Annotated in this window: 17 protein-coding genes; 6 read left to right on the top strand and 11 right to left on the bottom strand. The window is 70.4% G+C overall.

Annotated features, from left to right (window positions below; all coding sequences use genetic code 11):
• Positions 1-55: 55 nt before the first annotated feature.
• From AC07X5_RS06635 to AC07X5_RS06620, 4 genes are all read right to left on the bottom strand, one after another.
• A complete protein-coding gene (locus AC07X5_RS06635; protein ID WP_494769508.1) occupies positions 56-2,155 on the bottom strand; it encodes a hypothetical protein in 2,100 nt (699 codons plus the stop codon).
• A gap of 21 nt (positions 2,156-2,176) precedes the next feature.
• A complete protein-coding gene (locus tag AC07X5_RS06630) occupies positions 2,177-2,632 on the bottom strand; it encodes a type III secretion system chaperone (protein ID WP_494769507.1) in 456 nt (151 codons plus the stop codon).
• A gap of 131 nt (positions 2,633-2,763) precedes the next feature.
• The gene (locus tag AC07X5_RS06625; protein WP_494769506.1) at positions 2,764-3,831 is read right to left on the bottom strand and encodes an ABC transporter substrate-binding protein; all 1,068 of its coding nucleotides are present in this window, start codon (positions 3,829-3,831) and stop codon (positions 2,764-2,766) included.
• Positions 3,832-3,848: 17 nt separating this feature from the next.
• Positions 3,849-6,467: an MFS transporter gene (locus AC07X5_RS06620; RefSeq protein ID WP_494769505.1), complete on the bottom strand. Its 2,619-nt coding sequence runs from the start codon at positions 6,465-6,467 to the stop codon at positions 3,849-3,851.
• A 128-nt stretch (positions 6,468-6,595) separates the two neighbouring features.
• Here AC07X5_RS06620 and AC07X5_RS06615 point away from each other — a divergent pair, with 128 nt between their 5' ends.
• Positions 6,596-7,333 carry a GNAT family N-acetyltransferase gene (locus AC07X5_RS06615; RefSeq protein ID WP_494769504.1) on the top strand — a complete coding sequence of 246 codons (738 nt, stop codon included), beginning with the start codon at positions 6,596-6,598 and terminating at the stop codon, positions 7,331-7,333.
• Here AC07X5_RS06615 and AC07X5_RS06610 read toward each other — a convergent pair.
• The 3 genes from AC07X5_RS06610 to AC07X5_RS06600 are packed head-to-tail and all read right to left on the bottom strand — an operon-like array spanning position 7,312 to position 12,171.
• The gene (locus tag AC07X5_RS06610; RefSeq protein WP_494769503.1) at positions 7,312-9,396 is read right to left on the bottom strand and encodes a PP2C family protein-serine/threonine phosphatase; all 2,085 of its coding nucleotides are present in this window, start codon (positions 9,394-9,396) and stop codon (positions 7,312-7,314) included. The genes AC07X5_RS06615 and AC07X5_RS06610 overlap by 22 nt on opposite strands.
• Positions 9,386-11,380 carry a hypothetical protein gene (locus AC07X5_RS06605; protein ID WP_494769502.1) on the bottom strand — a complete coding sequence of 665 codons (1,995 nt, stop codon included), beginning with the start codon at positions 11,378-11,380 and terminating at the stop codon, positions 9,386-9,388. Before AC07X5_RS06605 ends, AC07X5_RS06610 begins: the two co-directional genes overlap by 11 nt.
• Positions 11,377-12,171, bottom strand: coding sequence for a hypothetical protein (locus AC07X5_RS06600; RefSeq protein ID WP_494769501.1), 795 nt, complete (start codon positions 12,169-12,171; stop codon positions 11,377-11,379). The genes AC07X5_RS06605 and AC07X5_RS06600 overlap by 4 nt, the downstream gene beginning before the upstream one ends.
• A gap of 98 nt (positions 12,172-12,269) precedes the next feature.
• Between AC07X5_RS06600 and AC07X5_RS06595 the strand changes: the two genes are divergently transcribed.
• Positions 12,270-12,716, top strand: coding sequence for an ATP-binding protein (locus tag AC07X5_RS06595; protein WP_409956472.1), 447 nt, complete (start codon positions 12,270-12,272; stop codon positions 12,714-12,716).
• A gap of 182 nt (positions 12,717-12,898) precedes the next feature.
• Positions 12,899-13,354: a type III secretion system chaperone gene (locus AC07X5_RS06590; RefSeq protein ID WP_409956470.1), complete on the top strand. Its 456-nt coding sequence runs from the start codon at positions 12,899-12,901 to the stop codon at positions 13,352-13,354.
• Between the two features lie 510 nt (positions 13,355-13,864).
• Here AC07X5_RS06590 and AC07X5_RS06585 read toward each other — a convergent pair.
• Positions 13,865-14,749 (bottom strand): LysR family transcriptional regulator, encoded by an 885-nt coding sequence (locus tag AC07X5_RS06585; RefSeq protein WP_494769500.1) that lies wholly within the window; start codon positions 14,747-14,749, stop codon positions 13,865-13,867.
• Between the two features lie 164 nt (positions 14,750-14,913).
• Here AC07X5_RS06585 and AC07X5_RS06580 point away from each other — a divergent pair, with 164 nt between their 5' ends.
• Positions 14,914-15,420, top strand: a complete 507-nt coding sequence (locus AC07X5_RS06580) for a universal stress protein (RefSeq protein WP_409956465.1) — start codon at positions 14,914-14,916, stop codon at positions 15,418-15,420.
• 19 nt (positions 15,421-15,439) lie between these two features.
• Positions 15,440-16,417, top strand: a complete 978-nt coding sequence (locus tag AC07X5_RS06575) for a TerC family protein (protein WP_494769499.1) — start codon at positions 15,440-15,442, stop codon at positions 16,415-16,417.
• 21 nt (positions 16,418-16,438) lie between these two features.
• On the opposite strand, the gene AC07X5_RS06570 is transcribed toward AC07X5_RS06575, so the two are convergent.
• Positions 16,439-17,404 (bottom strand): GlxA family transcriptional regulator, encoded by a 966-nt coding sequence (locus tag AC07X5_RS06570; RefSeq protein WP_494769498.1) that lies wholly within the window; start codon positions 17,402-17,404, stop codon positions 16,439-16,441.
• 97 nt (positions 17,405-17,501) lie between these two features.
• Between AC07X5_RS06570 and AC07X5_RS06565 the strand changes: the two genes are divergently transcribed.
• Complete coding sequence (locus AC07X5_RS06565; protein ID WP_409956459.1) at positions 17,502-18,140, top strand: cysteine hydrolase family protein; 639 nt, start codon at positions 17,502-17,504, stop codon at positions 18,138-18,140.
• Between the two features lie 15 nt (positions 18,141-18,155).
• On the opposite strand, the gene AC07X5_RS06560 is transcribed toward AC07X5_RS06565, so the two are convergent.
• Together AC07X5_RS06560 and AC07X5_RS06555 are read right to left on the bottom strand one after the other, a co-directional pair.
• A complete protein-coding gene (locus AC07X5_RS06560) occupies positions 18,156-19,613 on the bottom strand; it encodes a TIGR01777 family oxidoreductase (RefSeq protein ID WP_494769497.1) in 1,458 nt (485 codons plus the stop codon).
• A gap of 23 nt (positions 19,614-19,636) precedes the next feature.
• Positions 19,637-20,278 (bottom strand): DUF4166 domain-containing protein, encoded by a 642-nt coding sequence (locus AC07X5_RS06555; RefSeq protein WP_494769496.1) that lies wholly within the window; start codon positions 20,276-20,278, stop codon positions 19,637-19,639.
• Between the last annotated feature and the right edge of the window lie 92 nt (positions 20,279-20,370).

Here is a 20,370-nt window from a genome sequence, read left to right as displayed (position 1 = left end):
TTTTGTTGCCGGTCGCCGCCACCCGGAGGCTGCGGCGCCGGCTGCCCTCCGGCGTTCAACTGCGCAGTTGTATGTTGAAGCGCAGGGATTCGGCCACGCTGACGCTGTAGTCGGGCGCAATGCGCAGGCTGTAGGAGAAGGTTGCGTGGCTTTGCGCCGGGTCGACCTGCACGGGGGACGAGCCGTCGAGCGGGGTCACCCTATCGACATTGGGGCGCGAGTAGTCGAAGGTGACGCGAATGCCTCCGGCCGGGTCGGCCTCCATGCGGTAGCCCGAGACGCCAAGGCCTTCGGGCATGCCGGGCGTGCCGTCGGGCGCCTGGATGCCCAGGTCCCCGCGCATCATGCTGCCCATCAGCGGTGCCATGGTCTGCTGGTTGGCGTACTGGCTCACCAGCATCTTCATGCGGGCGTCGCCATGGGTCAGCGTATCCAGCAGGGCGGCCGACTGCGCGGCGTCTCCCTGGCGGATGGTCTGGCCGCCAATGGTCACCGTGGCGCGCGGCCAGTCCTTGCCGGCCTGCTCGCAGATGCCGTCCGGTCTGGCGGTGACCACGCCGTGGCCTGAGGGCGGGGTCAAGACATCCCGGTTGAAGGCCTGGGCCGCCGCGCCCGTGAGCGAGCCGGGCAGATCCTGGGGCCGGTTGTCGCGCGGGTCGATCGAGATGTGCACCTCGGCACCGCGCCGTTCGATGCCGAACTTGTCCGACTGGCCACCGAGCTTGGCCGTCGCCTCGGCGATCTGCCGGCGCACGGCCATCACCTCGCGCAGGGTGCCGGCATCGTTTTTCTCGGTGGCCGCATCCTGGATGCGGTTCAGTGCCTCTTCGATGAAGGGCAGGCCGAACTTGTGCACTGATTGGCCCACGGCCTTGGCCGAGGCGTCGATGGTGCCGGCGGCGATGGCGTTGTTCACCAGTTGGGCAAAGGGCGCCGCCACATCGTTCTTGAGCGTGCCCTTGTAGATGTGCTCCTGGCGCCGCATCTCGTCCGACCTGCCCTGGAACATGCTGCCCAGGAAGTTGGTGGCATGGCCGATGTTGCGGTCCAGCGCGGAGAAGAAGCGGGTGATGCCCTGGCCCACGCCCTGGTGCGGCTCGGTGCGGAAGTAGGGCGGGCAGCCCACCGACTCGAACTTGACGAACAGGTCCTGCGTGCCGTCCTTGGCCGCGAGCTTGTCGAACAGGATGGTTCCGCCCTGGCCTGGCAGCATGTTGCGGTAGTCCTCGATGCCGCGCTGGCTGGGCTTGCCGCTGGGGATCAGGCCGGCAATCTTGTGCTTCTCATTGTGGTCCACGCGTTCGCCGAAGTGGGTGGACATGCGCGAGTCCGCCGTCGGGGCCGCTGCCAGGAAGCCGTAGATCTTGTTGCCCGGGTCCTTCATGACGAAGGAGCCCGAGGAGGACATGTCGGTGACCTTCTGGCCGCCGATGGCGGAATGGTCCTGGCTCTGCTCGCGCTGCACATCCTGCTGCGCGGCGGCGGCCATCATGTACCAGCTCAGCGCCCGCGTGGTGTGCACGCTGCTGTCCACCTGCACCGGCTGGCCGCCGACCTGCACCGTGACGGGCGAGCCCCCGGCCGGGCTGTCGCGAAGCGCCTCCGCCAGGCGCTCACCGGTGGCGACCATGCCCTCTATCTGCTGCGGGGTCATGGGCGTGCCCTGGGCCTGGGCGTGCGCCGTGAGCTTCTCCATCACGCCGGGATTGTTCAGCAGGCTGCCGGGCATGGGCTGGCGCATCTGCGTGAGCGCCGGGTTGGCGGTTTCGAAGCGCCTGTCGGCGGCGGGCTCCAGCAGCTTTTCGTTGATCAGCCGAGGCACCTGCAGCAGCAGGCGTGTCACGCCCACCGTGACCAGGGCCGCCAGCCCCACCGGCAGTGCGATCGGGGCCAGCACAATGCCGGCCAGCACCTTGCCTGCGGTCTTGAAAAAGCTCTTGGCCTTGTCGGCCAGGCTGACGGACTGCTCGCGCGGCTGGCCATCGCCGACCTGGATCTGGCGGCCGGCGAGTGCGCCTGCGCCCATGCGCGCCGGGCCCACGCCCTGCGGCGCTTGGCCCTGGCCCTGGGGCGCCTGTACATGGCCCTGGAGGCCCAGGGGGGCGATCCCGCCCAGGTTGGGCGGGGGAAGTGCGTGACCGATAGGACTGCTCATGGCGTGCTCCCTGGCTGCGGATCAGGCGCGAAGCCCCATGTGGGGCGGCATCAGCGGCGCGGCGCCACCGCCGTCGGCGGGCGTGCCTTCGACAAAGGCCTTCCAGAACGCCGAGGTGTCGACGAAGCCGCTCAGCAGGGAGGCCAGGGTCTCGCCGGTCAGGGCCTCGTCGATGGCGATGCGGCCGCACAGCGTCACCGCGCCGGTCTCCTGCTGCAGGCCCAGGGTGCAGCCACCGGTGCCGACCCAGAAGTTGTTGGCTTCGAGCAGGGTGCGCGCGATGCGGTCCAGGTGCTCGGGCGTGGGGGTGCCCAGGGTGGTGAAGAACAGCACGTCGCCGCTGACCGGGCTGCCTTGCAGCTGCAGGCCGATGGGAAAACCGTCGATGAGCACCTCCTCGGTGCGCAGCAGCGCTTCGCTGTCCAGCCCCACGTGTTGGGCGAATTCTTTCAAGAGTTCTTCGTAGCTCAGGCTCATGGGCGCTCCAGTTCGGTTGGCGGTTGACCGTTGCAGGGCGCGCCATACGGGGCGCCGCCTGCTTGTCCGGGTAGGTAACAGCAGCCGGGGCGAAGGTTCCATGGCCGCATGGCGGCGGCGCAGCCCGCGCCTCAGTTCGCTGCGGCCTGCTTGGGCACGTTGATCACTTCCGCCACGTTCAGCAGCAGCATGGGCGGGTACAGGTCCAGCGCCTGCACCGTGCGCATGTTGACCAGCAGCGAGAAGCGCTGCAGCGTGGAGGCTGCGATCGCCTGGGGCGGCTTCTTCTCGACCAGGATCTGGCGCGCCATGGAGCCGGCGTAGCGGCCGATGTTGGAGCCGTTGGAGAACAGCCCGAACAGGCAGCCGGACTGGCGCACAATGCTCTCGGTCGCGCAGAAGGTCGGAAGCTTGTTCTGCAGCGCGGCGCTGGTGACTGCGTCGCGGTGCGTGAAGGCCAGGAAGGTGATGGGGCCGACATAGAGGAAATCGGCCTTGCGCTCGGCCAGGGTCTGGATCTGCGGGGCGATCTGCGCGGGATCAGGGCCGCCCTGGGGCAGCAGGGGCAGGCTGGCCTCGACCACCTCGAAGTTCTGCGTGCGCGCCAGCTCCTTGAGCCGGTCGCGGATCAGTCCGGAGTTGGGCTCGGCCGGATTGTGCAGGTAGCCCAGGCGCGTGAACGGGCGGTAGGCCCTGATGGCATTGAGCTGCACCGGCAGCGGCGCCACGTGGCTCACGCCCGTGACGTTGCGGCCGTGGTCCTCGAGCGTGCGCAAAAGGCCGGCGCCCACGGGGTCGGTCACTTCGGTGAAGACGATGGGCAGATCGCGGATCGCATCGTCCTTGCCCGCCTGGTCATGTTTGCCCGCCAGCGCCAGGGTGGTGGGCGTGCCCCAGGCGTAGATCAGGTCGGGGCGCGCCGCGCGCACCTTGGCGCGCAGCTCGGGAATGTCCTCGCTGCGCCCCGAGAAGCGGATGGGCACGTACTGCACAGGCACATCCTGGCGTTGCAGGTAGCCGGTGAAGCCGGCTTCGATGTTCTGGTCATCGCGCGGCAGCACCATGGCGACGGTATAACGTTTCGTGGCGGCGGCCACGCCTGCGGCGGCGGCGTTGCTGGCGCTCTGGGCGGCAGCGGCCGAGGCGCCCAGCAGGGCGCAGGCGGCTGCGGCGGCGAGGAGGATGCGGCGCAGTTTCATCGGAATTCTCCAGGGGGTCAGGCTGCCGCGGCGGCCTGGATGCGGGGGGTGCGCAGGCCGGCGGCCAGGCTCAAGGTGGACACCGACAGCAGCAGGCCCACGGCCACCACGGCGCCGGCATAGCCGAAGGCGGTCACGGCGACCGCGGTGACAAAGGGCGCGACGATGCTGCCGCCGCGCTCGATCAGCCGGAACGCCGCCAGGGCCTGTTCCGGCGTGGCACGGGCGCGGGCCGTGTCCACGCCCTCGAAGGCCTCGGTCGTCAGGGCGATCTGCGGTGAGGACTGCATCGCCTGGCCCAGGCCCAGCAGGGCGCAGCAGGTGGCCATGCCCCAGACGCCGCCCAGGGCCGGCAGCGACAGGCAGGCCAGCGCGCTGAGCACGCCGCCCGCCACGATGAAGGGCTTGCGCTGCCCGAGCAGGTCGGACCAGTGCGCCACCAGCGAGGCGGTGAGCGCAAAGCACAGGAAGTACAGCAGCAGCACCCGGCCCGCCACTGCGGGCGGCTGCTGCAGCTCGTTCATATAGAGAGGCACCACCACCGAGAGGATGGTCACGGCCACAAGGCGGCCCGGCAGGGCTGCGCCCAGGATCACCCAGATGGCGCGCGGCTCGCGCAGCACCGCCATGTAGCCGCGCCAGCCACCGGTGGTGGCCAGGCCGCGCTGGGCCCCGGCGCTGCTTTCGGGCGCGGGCAGCGACAGGCGCAGGGCGGCCAGCAGGGCGCCGACCATGCACAGTGCGCAGGCAAGGAAACCGATGCCGTCGCCGGCGCGTGCCGCGATCATGCCGCCAAAGGGCGGGCCGACGATGCCGGCCGCCACGATGGCCGCCGCCACCTCGGCCAGGCCGCGCGCGCGTTTTTGCGGCGGCGTGATGCGCACGATGGCCGTTTGTACCAGGATCAGCGCCAGGCCATAGGCCGCACCCCCCAGGGCGCGCAGGCCGATCAGGGTCCAGGCGTCGGTCGCCCAGGCGGTGGCGGTCAGTGCCAGCGTGCCGGCCAGGGCCGACAGCATCAGGCTCCAGCGCAGGTCGAAGCGCCGCGCCAGTGCCGGGCCGGCGGGCTGGGCCAGGGCCAGCGTGGCCATGAAGGCGGCGACGGGCAGTCCGGCCACCATGGTGGGCGACAGCGCGGCATCGATGGGCCGCACCTCGCTGGCAAACACGGTGAAGAAGGGACGCAGCAGCTCTTCGGACAGGGCGACCAGGAACACGGTCAGGCGCAGCAAGGTGAGCTGGGCGCCGATCTGGGGCGCTTCGGCCGTGGCACCGTCGTTGCGCGCGGTGCGGATCAGCTGGGCCCGGCATTCGGCGGCGTCGCGCTCATGGGCGGCTGCGCTTTCCTGGTCGATGGCGTGGTTTTTCTGCCAGCGGCGCTGCAGCCCCTGCCACAGGCGGGCCTGCACATAGGCGGCCAGCGGGAACAGCAGCGAGCGGCGCCACAGGCCGCGCGCGAGTTCGCGCACCAGCACGGCGGCGATCACCAGGGCCAGCACCAGGTCGATCAGCATGCCGGCGAGCTGGCGGTCCACGAAGTCGGCCGGGTAGCCGACGACCACGGAGCCATCGCCGGCCGTGAGTGTGCGGCGCGGGAAGTCGGAGGCGTCGTTGCGTGCATCCGTGGGCACGTCTTCGCCCCAGGTGGAGTTGCGCACCGCGCCGCTGGGCGGCTGCAGGGCCAGGTAGCTCAGCTCGGGGGCTTCGGCGAGCTGTTGCCGAAAGAGTTCGTCCACGCCGTTCATCGCGCTCCAGGGCACGCCGAGCGACAGCGCGCGGGCCACCTGGCCCGACAGGGCGCGGCCCACGGCGTCGGCGTTGGCCTGGATCTGCGCCGTGACGGCCGGGCGGGCGGCCTCGCGAGCGATCCACAGCATGGCGGCTGGCGCCACCACCACGCTGAAGACCACGGCCAGCCAGAGCTGTCTGGCAGAGCCCAGGGGAGGGCTCGTACCGGCGTCACCGCCGATGCCGCGCATCGAGGTGATGATGCGGGTGCTCCAGCGCAGCAGCAGCCACCAGGTGATGAACAGGGCCAGCAGCATCAGCGGCAGGGCGCGCAGTACCATGCCGAGCGCGGCATCGCGGGCCTGGGCGCGCACCTCGGTTGGGTCGAGCGCTCCCCACAGCGTGGCGGCCGGGGCGCCGGTGGAATCGAAGATGGCCGCGCCGATCCACGCGTAGCGGCCGGTGTTGCGCACCGCCGGGGCATGGCCCGGCCCGGCATCGATCACCGCCTGCTGCCAGCGCGGGGCGATGGTGGCATGCAGCGCCGCATCGCCCGAGCGCAGCACCGCCTCGCCGCGGTCGGTGTCGATGAACACCCCGCGCAGCGGGCTGCCCGCTGCGCCCAGGCGCGCGACCCGTTCGGACAGCACGGTCTGGTCGGCCACCGAGACGCCGAAGCGCAGCCCGGACTCGGCCTCGTCGGCCACTTGGCGCAGCTGGCGCACGGTGCGGTCCTGCGCGAGCTGGGTCAGCAACTGCTCCGTCCGCCAGGCGATCAGTACAAGGGACAGGCCGAACAGCACCAGGGCGAAGATCGACGCGAACATCAGCGATTCGCGCCGCAGGCGCTTTTGCAATGCGGCTGCGTCGATCTCACTGTCCTGTGGGGCGTTGGTCGTGTCGGTCATGGAAATGATTCCTCGGTATACCGGTTTCGTCGAATGTCATTGAGCTGTTCTATAGTCGGGGAGTTCTTACAATTCCTTTCGACCCGCCGCGCGCTGCCTGCGCCACCTCGCCCATCGTGCTCAGTCCCTTGCCCCAGATTCCGCCCATCCTGCTGCCCGAAACGGGGTTGGTCAACGTGCCCCAGGCACGCACCCGCTTGCTGGAGGCGCAGGATTTCCATGAATGGATGGCGTTGCGCGACGCGGTGCTGTCCACGCTGCCCGACCCGGATTTCTACGTGCGCGAGGACGACGAGCAGGACTTCTTCCAGGCCCACATGTACCCGGGCGGTGAACTCGTCGGCGTGTTCGTTGAAGACGCCCTGATCGCCTACGCCATGGTCGAACTGCCGGGGGAGCATGAGGCGCACAACCTGGGCCACGTGATCGGCCTGGACCCGGCGCAGCACGGCATGGTGGCGCACCTGTCGAGCTGCATGGTGCTGCCGCAGTGGCGTGGCCGCCAGCTCCAGCGCACGCTGCTGTCGGCGCGCCTGGGCCTGGCGCACGCCTGCGGACGCCCCCTGTGCATGGCCATGGTGTCCCTGCTCAACCACCGCAGCCGCCACAACATGCTGCGCCAGGGCCTGCGCATCGTCTGGACCGGCATGATCGACGGCCTGCAGCGCCATGTGGCCATGATCGACCTGGAGCAGGGCATGGACTTCGAGACCGAGGATGAGCTGCTGCTGCCCAGCCTGGACTACGAGGCGCTGCGCGCCGCGGCGCTGGCCGGCTATGCCTGCGTGGGCGAGGTGCGCGCACCCGACGGCGCGGTGTCGCTGCGCTATGCGCGCCATCTTGCTCACAACCGCCGCCCCCGGTAGGTCAATGCCACCACCGTGATGTCGTCGGCCTGGGCGGCACCGTTCTCGAAACCGCGCACGGCCCGCACCAACTGGTCGGGAATCCGCGCTGTGACCACGCCCCGCGGGTCGCTGCCAATGGCGGCCATGGCCGCCAACAGAGCCTCGTCCCCGAACAGGTCGCCCTGGGCGTCGGTGGCCTCGGTCACGCCATCGGTGTAGAGCACCACGGTTTCGCCGCGGGCCAGCGTGACCTCGCCCTCGATGTATTCCTGCTCTTCCATCACGGCCAGTGCCATGTTCCTGCCGCGCGGGAACAGTGCGGCATTGCCCTCCGTCAGGCGCACCGGCGGGTTGTGGCCCCCGTTCACGTAGACCAGACGCCCGGTGGGCAGGTGCAGCACGCCGTAGAACACGGTGACGAACATCATCTGGTCGTTCTCGGCGCACAGCTGGTCGTTCAGGGCCCGGATGGTGGCGCCGGGTTCGCGCAGGAACAGCGCATTGCTCTTGAGCAGGGTGCGCGAGATCGCCATGAAGAACGCGGCCGGCACGCCCTTGCCCGACACGTCGGCCACGACCACGGCCAGGTGCTCGTCGTCGATCGGGAAGTAGTCGTAGAAGTCGCCGCCCACTTCCTTGGCCGCGATCATGGTGGCCGCGATGTCGACCTCGTCCACGTCGGGTGCCGAGCGCGGCAGGATGGACAGCTGCATCTGGCGCGCGATCTCCAGCTCCTGCTGCAGGCTGGCCAGGGTGGCCTGGGTCTGCACCGCCGCCTGCAGCTCGCGCAGCAGCTTGAGCAGGCGGTTCTGCTGGTTGGTCACCAGGCCGGACATGCGGCCCAGGATCCCCGCGAGTTCTGCCAGCTGGTTGGTCGGCACGGCGCTGGCGTCGGTTGCGGCCTGGGCGGCCTGCGCCTCGGAGCTTGAACCGAGCGCCACGAGAATCTCCTCGCGCGAAGCCGGGTCCAGGCTGTCGGCCAGCGTGCGCAACTGGTCGCGGATCAGGCGCTCCTGCTGCTGGCGGATGCGGATGCGCTCCTGGCGCAGGGTCTCGAGGTTGAGCAGTTCCGAGCGGATTGCCACCACGCCGCGCGCGATCTCGCCGGACTCGTCCTCGGCGTCTTCCTCGCCGTGGTCCAGCGAAGCGTCGGTGGCGCCGCGCGCCAGTGCGTTGAGCACGCCGACCGAGCGCGACAGCGGCTCCATCGCATGGCGCAGGTAGGCCACCAGGCCCGCCGCCAGCAGGGCCGCGAACACCAGCGCAGCGGCCAGCGTGGCGCGCGAGAACAGCAGGTCGGCGTAGTGCGTGGCGCTCACGTCCTGCATCCAGACCAGGGCACCGACGATGCGCGCGTCGGGATTGCGCACGGGCTGGCTGACGATGCGCAGCGCGCGCGGCGTGTCGTTGTGGTCTTCCAGCTGGACGGTGACGGCCTGGTTGGAGCGCACCGGGATCGGTGTCTCGGTGGCGGCCAGCACACCCGCGCGCGTACCCACGGATTCGGCGCCGCGCATGTTGGCCAGGAAGATGTCCCCCCCCAGGTAGGCCGCGAGCTCGGACAGCTTGGGCGCGACGTCCTGGCCCACGGCCAGCGCGCCGCCATCGAAGCCGCGCACCACCACCCACTGGTACTGGCGCACCGCCACCTGGCTCAGGCCGCGCACGGCACCGGCCTGGCCGCTGGCCGCGGCCACCCAGCGGAATTCGGCCATCGGCTGCGGATCGATGCCCGGCTCGGTGGTAGCCACCAGCGTACCCTGGCGGTCGAACACGTCGATGCGCAAGCCCGGGGCGCGCCGTGTCGCAGCCGCCAGCAGTGTGTCGATGCGGGCGGCGGAGCCCGGCGCCGCCAGGTCGCGCAGCGCGGCGTCCTGCGCCAGCTGCTGGGCCAGCACGTCCTGGCGGTCGAGGTTTTCGTTCTGCAGCTTGTCCCAGGCGATGCGCTGGTTCTGCAGCAGCACTTCGTCGTAGCGCTGCGACCAGCGTTGGTCGCTGAGCCAGCCCATCGCGGCAAAGGCCGCGACCAGCAAGGCCATGGCGGCCAGCAGGATGGCGATCAGCCGGTGCCTAAGGTGCATGGTGCCCCCCGGCGGGAGCCGCATCCGCACCCTTGTCTGCACCGGGGACGGGGCGTGGGACAGCGCGTGGGCTGTGTCCGCTGCTCGCCACCAGCAGCAGCACGGCCGCAAGCAGCGGCCAGCCGCCGTGCAGGTGGGCGCCCACCGCACCGCTGGCGCACACGGCACCGGCGCCCATCGCGGCCCACTGCAGGGTCGACAGGGCGGGCAGCCGGCGCTCACCCCCGGTCGCGCGCGCCAGCCGGCCCAGTGCGCCGCCTGCCAGCAGGGCGGCCAGCATCAGCGCTGCGTCCGGCAGGTACCGGCCCGTGGCCGGCCAGTGCGAGGCCGCGCCAAGGACCAGAAGGGCGGCCACGGCTGCGGCCGCCAGCGCGCCCGGGGAGGGCATGCGCGCACGCAGGAACAGCCCCGCGGCCATGCCCAGCCCCAGCATCGGTGTCCAGAAGCTGGGCTGCCCCAGCGCGTGCGTGGCCAGCGCCAGCCCCAGCAGCAAGCCGGCGGCAGCGGACTGGCCCAGTGCCCGGGCGCGCTCGGCCGCGGGCCGGGCATGCGCGGGAAGGGCCGTGCCGTGCACGCCTGTGCGGTTGCGCCAGGGGCTGCGTGGCTCGTTCCAGCGCACCACGAAAAAGCCGGCGCAGGCGGCGGGCAGCAGCAGCGCATAGGCACCCTGCAGCATGCCCAGGGCATCCAACGCCAGACCTCCCAGCGCCGGGCCCAGCCAGATGGCGGTCACGGTCCAGCCGCTCCAGGTTGCGGCGCGCCAGCGCGGCCGCGCATGGGCGTATTCGGGCCGGGTGCCCGGCACGCGCTCGACGGCCTGGCAGGCGGCCAGCACCGCACCCACCACCAGGCCGTGCCAGGCGCCTGCCGCGATGGCGAAAGTCCAGGGCAGGCTTGCCGGCAGGCCGCCGGCGCAGGCCATGGCCGTGGCCAGCAGGGCGGCGCAGGCGGGCAGCACCACGGTGGGCGCGGGCCATTGGCGCCAGCGGGTCACGGACCAGGCGGCCATGCTCGCCAGGAAGAACGCGGCCAGGCTGGCGGCCGTGGCGGGAGCCAGGCTCTGCCATTGCCAGGGGGTGTCGCCTTGCAGGTGCAAGCTGCGCAGCCACAGGGTCTGCAGCGCCAGCGCGCTCAAGGACACGAGCAGGGTGATCCAGAACGCCTGCGCCTCTGCCGCCACGACCCGCACCTGGGCGATACCGTGTTCGGCGAAGCGGTCGTCGGCCTCGGCCTCGGCCAGCAACTGGTCCAGGCGCTCGCGCCGCGCGTGCTGCGGCTCCGTCTGGCGCAGCGAGGCGATCAGCCGGCGCACGCGCACCAGCCCTTCGTGCGCTCCGCGCACCGCGTGGCCGAGCTGCTGCACCCGCAGGTCGAAGCCGCGGCGTTGTGGCAGCACAACGGTGTTGTCGTAGCGGCCCTGGGCGATGGCGCGGCGCGCACGCCAGGCAGCATGGTTGCGCAGCTCGATGCCCTGGGCCTGGGAAAAACGCGCCGCCAGGTAGGCCAGCAGCACCAGCAGGCCGATGGCCGGCAGCAGCAGGGCGGCCGTTGCGCGGGCAAAGGTGGCCGCACCGCTGTCGCGCAAGGCCAGGCGCAGGGTCGCGACGGAGGCACCGCGGAACTGCACGGGCGCTTCGGCCGTGGCGCCGGCTTCGCCCGCGTCGCGCGTGGTCTTCCACAGCTCCGTGCCGTCGGGCAGCAGCAGTGCCACGGCATGGATGTCGGGCTGCGAAGCCATGCGCTGCTGGAACAGCGCCTCGACGCCGACCAGCGCGCGCAGCGGGATGCCGGATTCGACGGCATGGGTGATGCGCAGGCTCAGCGACTGCGCCATCAGCTGCGAGCGCGTGCGATCGCTTGCGGCCCGCATGTCACGCAGCTGCTCATAGGTGTAGACGGACAGGATGCAGGCCGCCAGCAGCAGCAGTACCAGGGCCGCGATGCCCAGGCGGGTCGCAGGTGCGCAATGTCGGCGCGTGCTCATTCCGGACGCTCGCTTTCATCCAGGCGCACCAGGCACTCGTCCATGCGCTGGCGTACCTGGGCGCTGCGCACCAGTGCCCGCGTCTGGGCGCTCTCGCATTCGGCGCGCAGCCGGGCCGACTGCGGGTGCAGGGCCCACAGCGTGGCCAGCCAGCCCAGCAGGCCGGCGATGGCCAGCACCAGCACCGCCATGGCGCCCAGGGTCAGCGTCTTCCCGTCGGGGTGCCAGATCGCGAGCCGAAAGCGCACGGGCTGGGTCGCATACGTGGCGCTGATGTGGCCCACGACCTCGCCGAAGGCGTTGTGCAGGGGCAGGCCCATGATGGCCTCTCCCGTGAGCGCTGCGCTCCAGACCCGGTCCTGGCGCGCGCCGGCCTCGGCCGCACGGGCCGCACGGGGTTGCAGCGCCTCGCCGATGGCGCCCCGGTCCGTGCTGAAGAGGGCGAAGCCCGCACGGTCCACCACATCGACGGCGTACAGCTGGGTGTCGCTGGCCAGGGCCCGCTCCAGCCGGGGCTGGATGCCGCGGTGGTCCGGCAGGTCGAAGCCCAGCGCCAGGTCGCCCTCGATGGCCTCCTGCAGCTCCACCAGCGTGAGCGACAGGCGCGAGCGCTGGATCTGCGCCTCTTCCTGCGCGCGCACGTCCAGCAGCAGGCTGGCGATCAGTGCGATGCCGGCCAGCACGATGAGCAGCCACAGCCCGCCCAGTTCCCACAGTGCGGCGAGCGTGGGCTTGGCGGCCACGGCCGTGCCGGCGGCCTGGGGAGAAGAGGGGGATGAAAGCGTTTGCATGGTCCGGCTCATGCCACAATGCTTTCGCGACCCACCGGACTGCGGCGCAGACAACAGCGCCCGCAGGTGCAGCCCAAGGTTTCAGTGCGCAGACATCTATGAATCCACCGCTCGAATGGCAGCAGACCCTGCACGGCACCGTAGCCGAACTTCCCGCTTTCTTCGAGCGGCTGGAAGCCTGGGCGGACGAGAGCGGCGTGCCCATGCCCCTGGCCTCGTCCTTCGGGCTGATGCTGGACGAATTGCTGACCAACGTGGCCATGCATGGCTATGCGGGGAAGGGCGGACTGGTGGAGGTGCACCTGCGTTTTGATGCGCCGGCCAGGCTGCAGGCCGTGTTGCGTGACCATGCGCGGGCATTCGATCCCACCACCGTGGCGGAGCCCGACGTGGGGGCGTCGCTCGATGATCGGGACATAGGGGGCCTGGGCGTGCATTTCGTGCAGAGGTTGGCAGATCGTTTCGAGTATCGGCGCGACGGTGAAGTCAACGAAGTCACGGTATCGCGTTGCCTGCCGGCAGCCGGGGCGGCGCAGTCGCGCTAGGGCCTGTCAGCACCGTCTTGGGCCCGGAATGGCCCGTGCCTCGGGTGCATCCAGCCCCGGGCCGGGCAACGCGGCTGCCGAAAACAGTGTTAACAGGCGCCAGATTGTTAACAAGTGTACAAGCGTATCATTGCGCCCGTCGCGTGGCTGTCGTTTGTGCGCCTCGCTTTACGCTTTTTGTCATGTCCGAAGATGCCGTTGCTGCTGTGATTTCCGCGCTGGGGGAGGCCATTGGCATCCCGGCGCTGCGGCCCGACGCGCGCGGCTGCTGCCGGCTGCTGTTCGACGGAGACCAGGTGGTGGAAGTCCATCCCGCGCCGGCCCAGGGGCGCTGGCTGCTCTCATGCGTGCTGCGCGGCAGGCGCGCCGACGGCCTGGCCACGCTGCAGGTGCTGATGCAGGGCAACCACATGGGCGCGGGCTTTGGCGGCGGCTGGGCCGCGCTCGACGCCCAGGGCCAGGCCGTGGTGCACCTGCCGCTGCCCTGGGCCGAGGCCAGCGCGCCCGCCCTGCTGCAGGCGATCGAGCTGCTGCTGCAGCATGCCGAGCGCTGGACGCAACGCCTGTCCGAAAGCGCGGCCAACCCGGCGCCGCACCTGCACCCACACCACATGGCCAGCGCGCACCTGCGCGTCTGATGCGCGCCCGCCTTCATGGCGGGTGTTGGGCCCGGGGCTGTGCGCGCTCGCTGCTGCGGGCCCTGCTGATCGCCGAGGCGGCCGCAGGGCAGGGCACGGCACCGCCGGCGTTCGTCGATGGCCATGTGCTGCCGCTGGAGCCGCATGTCGCCATCCTCGCCAGGCGCTACCACCGCGTGCCCATGCTGGCCGGCAACACGCGTGAGGAGGGCAAGCTGTTCGGCGGCGGGATCGGCGGGATCGGCGGGATCGGCGGGATCGGCGCCTTCAAGCCCTATGAGTACGAGCGTTTCGGCATGCAGTACCAGTTCAACCCCGATGCGCCGCCAACCCTGGCCGAGCCAGACCTGCTCAACCCCATTGTTCCTGCCGGTGGACCAGCCCGTGCGTGGGCGTGCCCTGGCCCAACCGGCCTTCGACCCTGGTCTTCGACGCATCGAAGGAGCACAGGCGCATCCGGTCCAGTGAGGCCGGCCGCCGGCCTGCAACCCCTCGCCGACGGCGGGGGCGCTAGCGGCCGCTCGGCAACAGCTTTTCCACCAGCGGATGCAGCACTTTCCTGTGCGCTGCGATCGCAAAGAAGTGCTCGTCCACGCCCTCGCAGGCACCGACCCTCCTGACTCCGTAGTGGACTGTCAGGTCGTCGTGCACCAGGCCCGCCATCGGAAAGACGCCCATGCCCGCGGCGCCAAAGGTCTTGAGCAAGGCGCTGTCCTCGAACTCCCCGGTCAGGTTCGGCTGGATCGCCATGCGCTCGAACCACTGGTCGAGCCGGTTGCGCACGGCGGCATGGGTGGTGGGCAGCAGCACGGGCACCTTGGCCAGCGATTGCGGAAAGCCGCGCCGGGCCGCCGAATACAGCCCGGGCGGTGCGTACCAGGCCAGGGGCGAGGAGGTGAGCGGGTGGCTGTAGACCTTGAGGCTGGGGTTGGGCGGAGCGGGCCGGTCGGCCAGCACCACGTCGAGCCGGTGCAGCGCCAGGTCGCCCAGCAGGTCCTCGAACTCGTCCACCAGGCACAGCAGCTTGAGGTGCGGTGCCTGCATCACCGGCTGCATCAGGCTCCTGACCGCGAGCTTGGGCAACTGGTCGGAAATGCCCACCACCAGGCGCACCGTGGGGGCGCCGGCCGCATCGCGCACGGCGGCCGGCAGCTGTTCGCCGAGCTGGAAGATCTGCTCGGCCTGGCGCATGGCGGCCAAACCTGCGTCGGTGAGGGCCACCCCGCGCCCCGAGGGCTTGAGCAGGGCATAGCCAAGCGAGCGCTCAAGTTCGCGCACCTGCGTGCTCACGGTCTGCACGGCCATGCCCAGGCGCTCGGCGGCGCGCGCGACCCCGCCCTCCTTGGCGACGACCCAGAAGTAGTAGAGGTGCCGGTAGCTGAAGTCGGGGCCCATGCACTGTCCGGTTTTTCAGAACTGTCGCTTCCCAATTCTCTGCTTTCACAAAGCGGCCGCCTGGCTATCGTGGGGCCAGGCATGCAGACCGCAGGGCTGCTCCCCAACACCGCACGGTGGCCGCGGAGCGGGCCACCACACCGACCACTCGGAAGGAGACAGCCATGTTGAGAGTCCTTGTTCCATCGGATGGTTCCGCCAATTCGCTGCATGGCCTGCGCCATGTGATCGGCGAGTTCACCAAGAACCGGGATCTGGCGATCCATGTGCTCAACGTGCAGCCGCCGTTTTCCCAGCATGTCTGCGATTTCAGCAGCAAGAGCGACCGGATGGACCTCCACCGGGAGCAGTCCGAGCAGGCCCTTGTCCCGGTGCGCCAGGCGCTGGACGATGCCGGCGTGCCCTACACCGTGCACCTGGAGGTGGGCGACAAGGCCGACTGCATCGTGGAGACCGCGCGCCGGCTCGGTTGCGACTGCATCGTCATGAGCACGGCGCGCAAGAGCTCGCTGGTGCGCATGGTCGAGAACTCCATCACCAACCAGGTGATCGAGCGCGCCACCGTGCCCGTGGAGGTGATCCCTGGCGAGCCGGCCTCCAGGCTGGAGCGCTTCGGCATCCCCGCGGGCGTGGGTGCGGGCATCCTGGTGCTGTGGATGGCGGCCAGTTGAATGGGCGCGGTGCCAGGCGATGACCGGCAGCATCGACACCCTGGCCACCGGTCCGATGTGGGCCGGCTTCATCGCCTTTGTGCTGGCCATGCTGGCGCTGGACCTGTTCGTGCTCGGCGGCAACAAGGCGCACCGTGTCGGCCCCCGGGAAGCCGCAGGCTGGGCGCTGGCCTGGGTGGTCCTGGCCTGCGGCTTCGGCGCGCTGCTGTGGTGGTACCTGGACGGCGTGGCCGGCCGCGAGGTCGCCAACCGCAAGGCGCTGGAGTTCTTCACCGGCTACCTCATCGAGCAGGCCCTGTCGGTGGACAACATGTTCGTTTTCGTGATGATCTTCGGCTACTTCGCCGTGCCGCCTCAGCTGCAGCGCCGCGTGCTTCTGTACGGCGTGCTCGGCGCCATTGCCATGCGTGCCGCCATGGTGCTGGCGGGCGTGTGGCTGGTGTCGGAGTTCGCCTGGGTGCTCTACGTATTCGGCCTGTTCCTTGTGGTCACCGGCATCAAGATGCTGGTGCTGGCCGAGCACCAGCCCGACCTGGACAGCAACCCCCTGCTGCGCTGGCTGCGCGGCCACCTGCGCATCACGCCGGGTTTCCATGGCCAGGCCTTCTTCGTGCGCATTGGCGGGGTGCGCCATGCGACGCCGATGTTCCTGGTGCTGGTGATGATCGAGGCCAGCGACCTGGTGTTCGCGGTGGACAGCATCCCGGCCATCTTTGCCGTGACCACCGACCCGTTCATCGTCTTCACTTCCAACATCTTCGCCGTGATGGGGCTCAGGGCGTTGTACTTCCTTCTGGCCGACATGGCCCAGCGCTTTCATCTGCTCAAGTACGGCCTGGCGCTGGTGCTGGTGTGCATCGGCGGCAAGATGCTGGTCTTGCCCTGGTTCCACCTGCCCACGCACTGGTCGCTGGCGGTCGTGGGCGCCATCATCCTGGTGTCGGTGCTCCTCAGCCTGAAGCTCCAAGGCCCCAAGGGTTCCCGCAACGCGTGGTGAGCACTGCGGCCCAGGTGGCCCTCAAGTCGTGCGAAACTGCCTGCGGTAGGCCAGCGGCGAGACCTTGAGCGCCGCCGCGAAGTGCTGTCGCAGCGAGGCCGGGGTGCCGAAGCCGGCCTGGTCGGCCACCGCTTCGATGGATGCCTCGGTGGTTTCCAGCAGGCGCTGGGCCAGGGCCAGGCGCTGGTGCAGCAGCCACTGGCCCACGGTGGTGCCCATGGCCTCACGGAAGTTGCGCGTGAAGCTCCTGCGGCTCATCAGCGCCTTGCCGGCCAGTGCATCGAGGTCGTGCGGATGCTGCAGGTTCTGCAGCATCCAGTCGATCACGGGGCTCAGGCGGTCGCGTTCGGGCGCGGCGCGCACGGGGGTCTCGATGTATTGGGCCTGCCCGCCCTGGCGGTGCGGCGCCACCACCATGCGGCGCGCCGCGCGGTTGGCCGCATCGGCGCCGTGGCGCACGCGCAGCAGGTGCAGGCAGCAGTCGATGCCGGCAGCCGTGCCGGCCGAGGTGAGCACGTCGCCATGGTCCACGTACAGCACCTCGGGCTGCAGCTGCACGCGGGGGTAGCGCTCGGAAAAGCGCTCGGCCAGGTACCAGTGGGTGGTGGCCGTGCGGCCTTCGAGCAAACCCGCTTCGGCCAGCACGAAGGCCCCCAGGCACAGGCCCACGATGGTCGCGCCGCGGCGGTGCGCTTTGCGCAGCGCGTCCAGCAGTTCGGGCGGCGCCGCGCGGGTGTCGTCGAACCACGAGGGCACGACGATGATCTGGGCCTTGCGCAAAATTTCCAGCCCGTGCGCAACTTGGATCGCAAAGCCTGCATTGGTGCGCAGCGCGCCAGGCGCCGCGGCGCAGACCGAGAGCGCGAAGCGGTGGCCGCGGTCCTCATCGCGGTCCTCGCCAAAGACCAGGCAGGGCACCGAAAGGTGGAACGGGCTGATGCCGTCGAACGCGACCACGGCAACGGTCTCTGGTTTGTGGAGCAACATGGCCCGATTCTATCGATGATTGGCATTCGGGCCACTATCGAAAGAACGGACCAGACCCTAAGATCGAGCCCATCAACCACCAGAACGGAGCCTTGCCATGTCCACTGCACCCCGCCGCGCCCTGATCGTCATCGATGTCCAGAACGAGTACTTTGACGGCGGCCTGCTGCCCATCGAATACCCGCCTGTGCAGCAAAGCCTGCCCCGCATCCTGCAGGCCATGGATGGTGCCCACGCCGCCGGCGTGAAGGTGGTGGTGGTGCAGCACCATGCGCCCAAGGGCGCGCCGGTGTTCCAGGCCGATGCCCACAATGGCCAGCTGCACCCCGAAGTGGCGCGCCGCCACCGCGACCACCTGGTCACCAAGGCCACGCCCAGCGCCTTCACGGGCACCGACCTGGCGCAGTGGATCGCCGACAACGGCATCGACACGCTCAGCGTCATTGGCTACATGACGCACAACTGCGATGCCTCCACCGTGTTCGAGGCCATGCACCGCGGGCTGGCGGTGGAGTTCCTCTCCGACGCCACGGGTGCGCTGCCCTACGAAAACGCGGCGGGCTATGCCAGCGCCGAAGAGATCCACCGCGTCTTCAGCGTCGTCTTCCAGAGCAACTTCGCGGCGGTGGCCAGCACCGAAGGCTGGCTGGCCGCGGTGCGCGATGGCCAGCCCCTGGCCAAGGACAACGTGGTGGTGTCCAACCAGCGCGGCCGCGCACGCGCAGCCCGCGCCTGAAGAATCCACAGCCTCTCACCCGGCCAGGTCGCGCAGCGCTCCGGCCAGGGTGGGATGCTCGAAGCGGTAGCCGGCCTGCAGTGCGGCCCGGGGCTCCGGGTGCTGCCCGTCGAGCAGCAGGGTGGCCATCTCGCCCAGCAGCCAGCGCAGCGGCGCCCCGGGCATGCGCAGGAAAACCCTGCGGCCGAAGGACTGCGCCAGCGCCCGGCTGAAACCTGCCTGCGATGGCGTCTCTGGCGCCACGGCGTTGACCGCACCCTCCAGCGCCGGGTGCGCCAGGCCAAAGCGGATCAGCCCCAGCGCATCGGCCAGGTGGATCCACGGCGCCGGCTGCCGGCCCGAGCCGAGCACCGCGCCCAGCCCGAATCGGGCGCCCAGGGCCAGCATGGGGTAGGCGCCATCGCCCCGGCCCAGCACCACGCCCAGGCGCAGCCGTACCACGCGCACGCCCAGGGCCTCGGCGCGCCGCGCCTCATGCTCTATGGCTACGCACAGGTCGGACTGGAATTCGCCGGGCTGGGGCGGGCCGTCCTCGGCCAGGGCCGCGCCATCGAGGTTGTTGGCCGCGCCGTAGTAGCCCACGGCCGATGCGCTCACCAGCACCTGCGGCACCTGCTGCAGCCGCCGCATCAGCTGCACCAGGGCAATCGCCACCTGCGTGCGGCTTTCGACCAGCGCGCGCCGGCGCGCGGCAGTCCAGGGCCGGCCCAGCACCCGGGCGCCCGCCAGATGCACCACGGCGCCGATGTGGGTTTCGCTGGGTATCTGGTCCAGGCTCTCCACCACCCACATGCCGGGGCCGAGCAGGCCCTGTGCCTGCCGTGCATCGCGCGACAGGGCGATGACGCGCCGGCCCTCGGCCTGCAACTGCCGCACCAGGGCGCTGCCTACAAAGCCGGTGGCGCCCGTGACCAGCACCGCCGGCCCCGAGGGCGGCGTGTGCGCCCCGGGGGCAGGCGCCGATGCCTGCTGCGCGGCCGCGCGCCCCAGCCGGCGTACGGCACGCACATTGCGCGCGCTCCACGCGAGCACGCCCGCGCCGTACAGCGTGAAGAGCCAGGAGACCCAGCCGTGGGGGTGGAAGTGCAGTGCGGTGGTCATTGAAGCCCAATCATGCAACACCGGCACCATCAGCGCCACGAAGGCCCCATAGCTGATGGTGAGCACGGTGTGCAGCAGGCGCTCGAACGGCGGCAGCCGGCGTGTGCGGTCTTCTTCCAGGAAGTCGGCCAGGGTGACCAGCACCTCGGCGGCCAGGACCAGCGCCAGCACACCGGCCATCGCGCCGCGCCACTCGAACCAGGCCAGGCCCAGAAAGACCAGGCCGTACAGCGCCTCGCGCGCCGCATGCAGCGCCAGCTCGCGGCGCGCCGAGACGCGCTGCGGCAGGCGCGCCTCCCATTCGTGGTGCCAGAGGTTGTCGAAGGCGCCGAGCACGGACTGGAAGGACAGGAGCAGAAAAACGGTATGCATGGTGGACTCACTCATTCACTTATTCATTCGACGTGCAGAGGGTCGGTGAAGACACCCGACTGGTAAAAGGTTTCTCCCCACAGCGGGTGCGCCATGGACAGGGTGAAGCGGAAATCGCCGCCGCCCAGGTCGGTGTGGGTCACGCAGCACTGGCCGGGCGACAGCCATTGCGGCACCGGAATGCGCAGCCGGCCCAGCGCCAGGAAGAAGCGGCGGCTGTGGAAGACCAGGCTGCCGTCCTCTTCGAACACGTCAAGGGCCATGGACAGGCCGCCGTCGGTGCGTTCCGTGAGCTGACCGCCCGCGCCGGGCTCCTTGGTCGAGCGCACGGTGGCTGCACCCGCCGCGTCACCGAACAGGCGCTCCCACACCACGCCGCCCTGGCCGTTGCTCCGGACGCGCACGGTGGCCGCAAGACCGCTAGCCCGCAGCCCGGTGAGCGGGCTGCCGAAGGCGCGCGACAGGCCGGCGTACAGGCGGCCAATGGCGGAGCAGCGCAGCTCCATGTGGCCGGTGTATTCCACGTCCGGGTGGCCGGCACCGAAGCGCCGCCGCACGGCGGCCGGCAAACGGGCCCAGCCCGCGGCGCCCACATAGTCGGCCAGGTCGAGGTGCCGTGCGGCGTGGGCTGCAGGGGCGAAGGAGGTCAGGGAGGTGGAGGGCATGGCGGGTTTCCTGTGGGGCTGCTTGCCCCCTCCTTTTGCGAAAACCAGGCCAGCCTGCTGTGCGGTCGCAAGCCCTTGATTCATTTGGATTT

Source organism: Acidovorax sp. GW458-11-26-14-TSB4 (assembly GCF_059423865.1).
The sequence above is the reverse complement of the archived record's forward strand: the minus strand, read 5'-3'. Positions and strand labels throughout refer to the sequence as shown.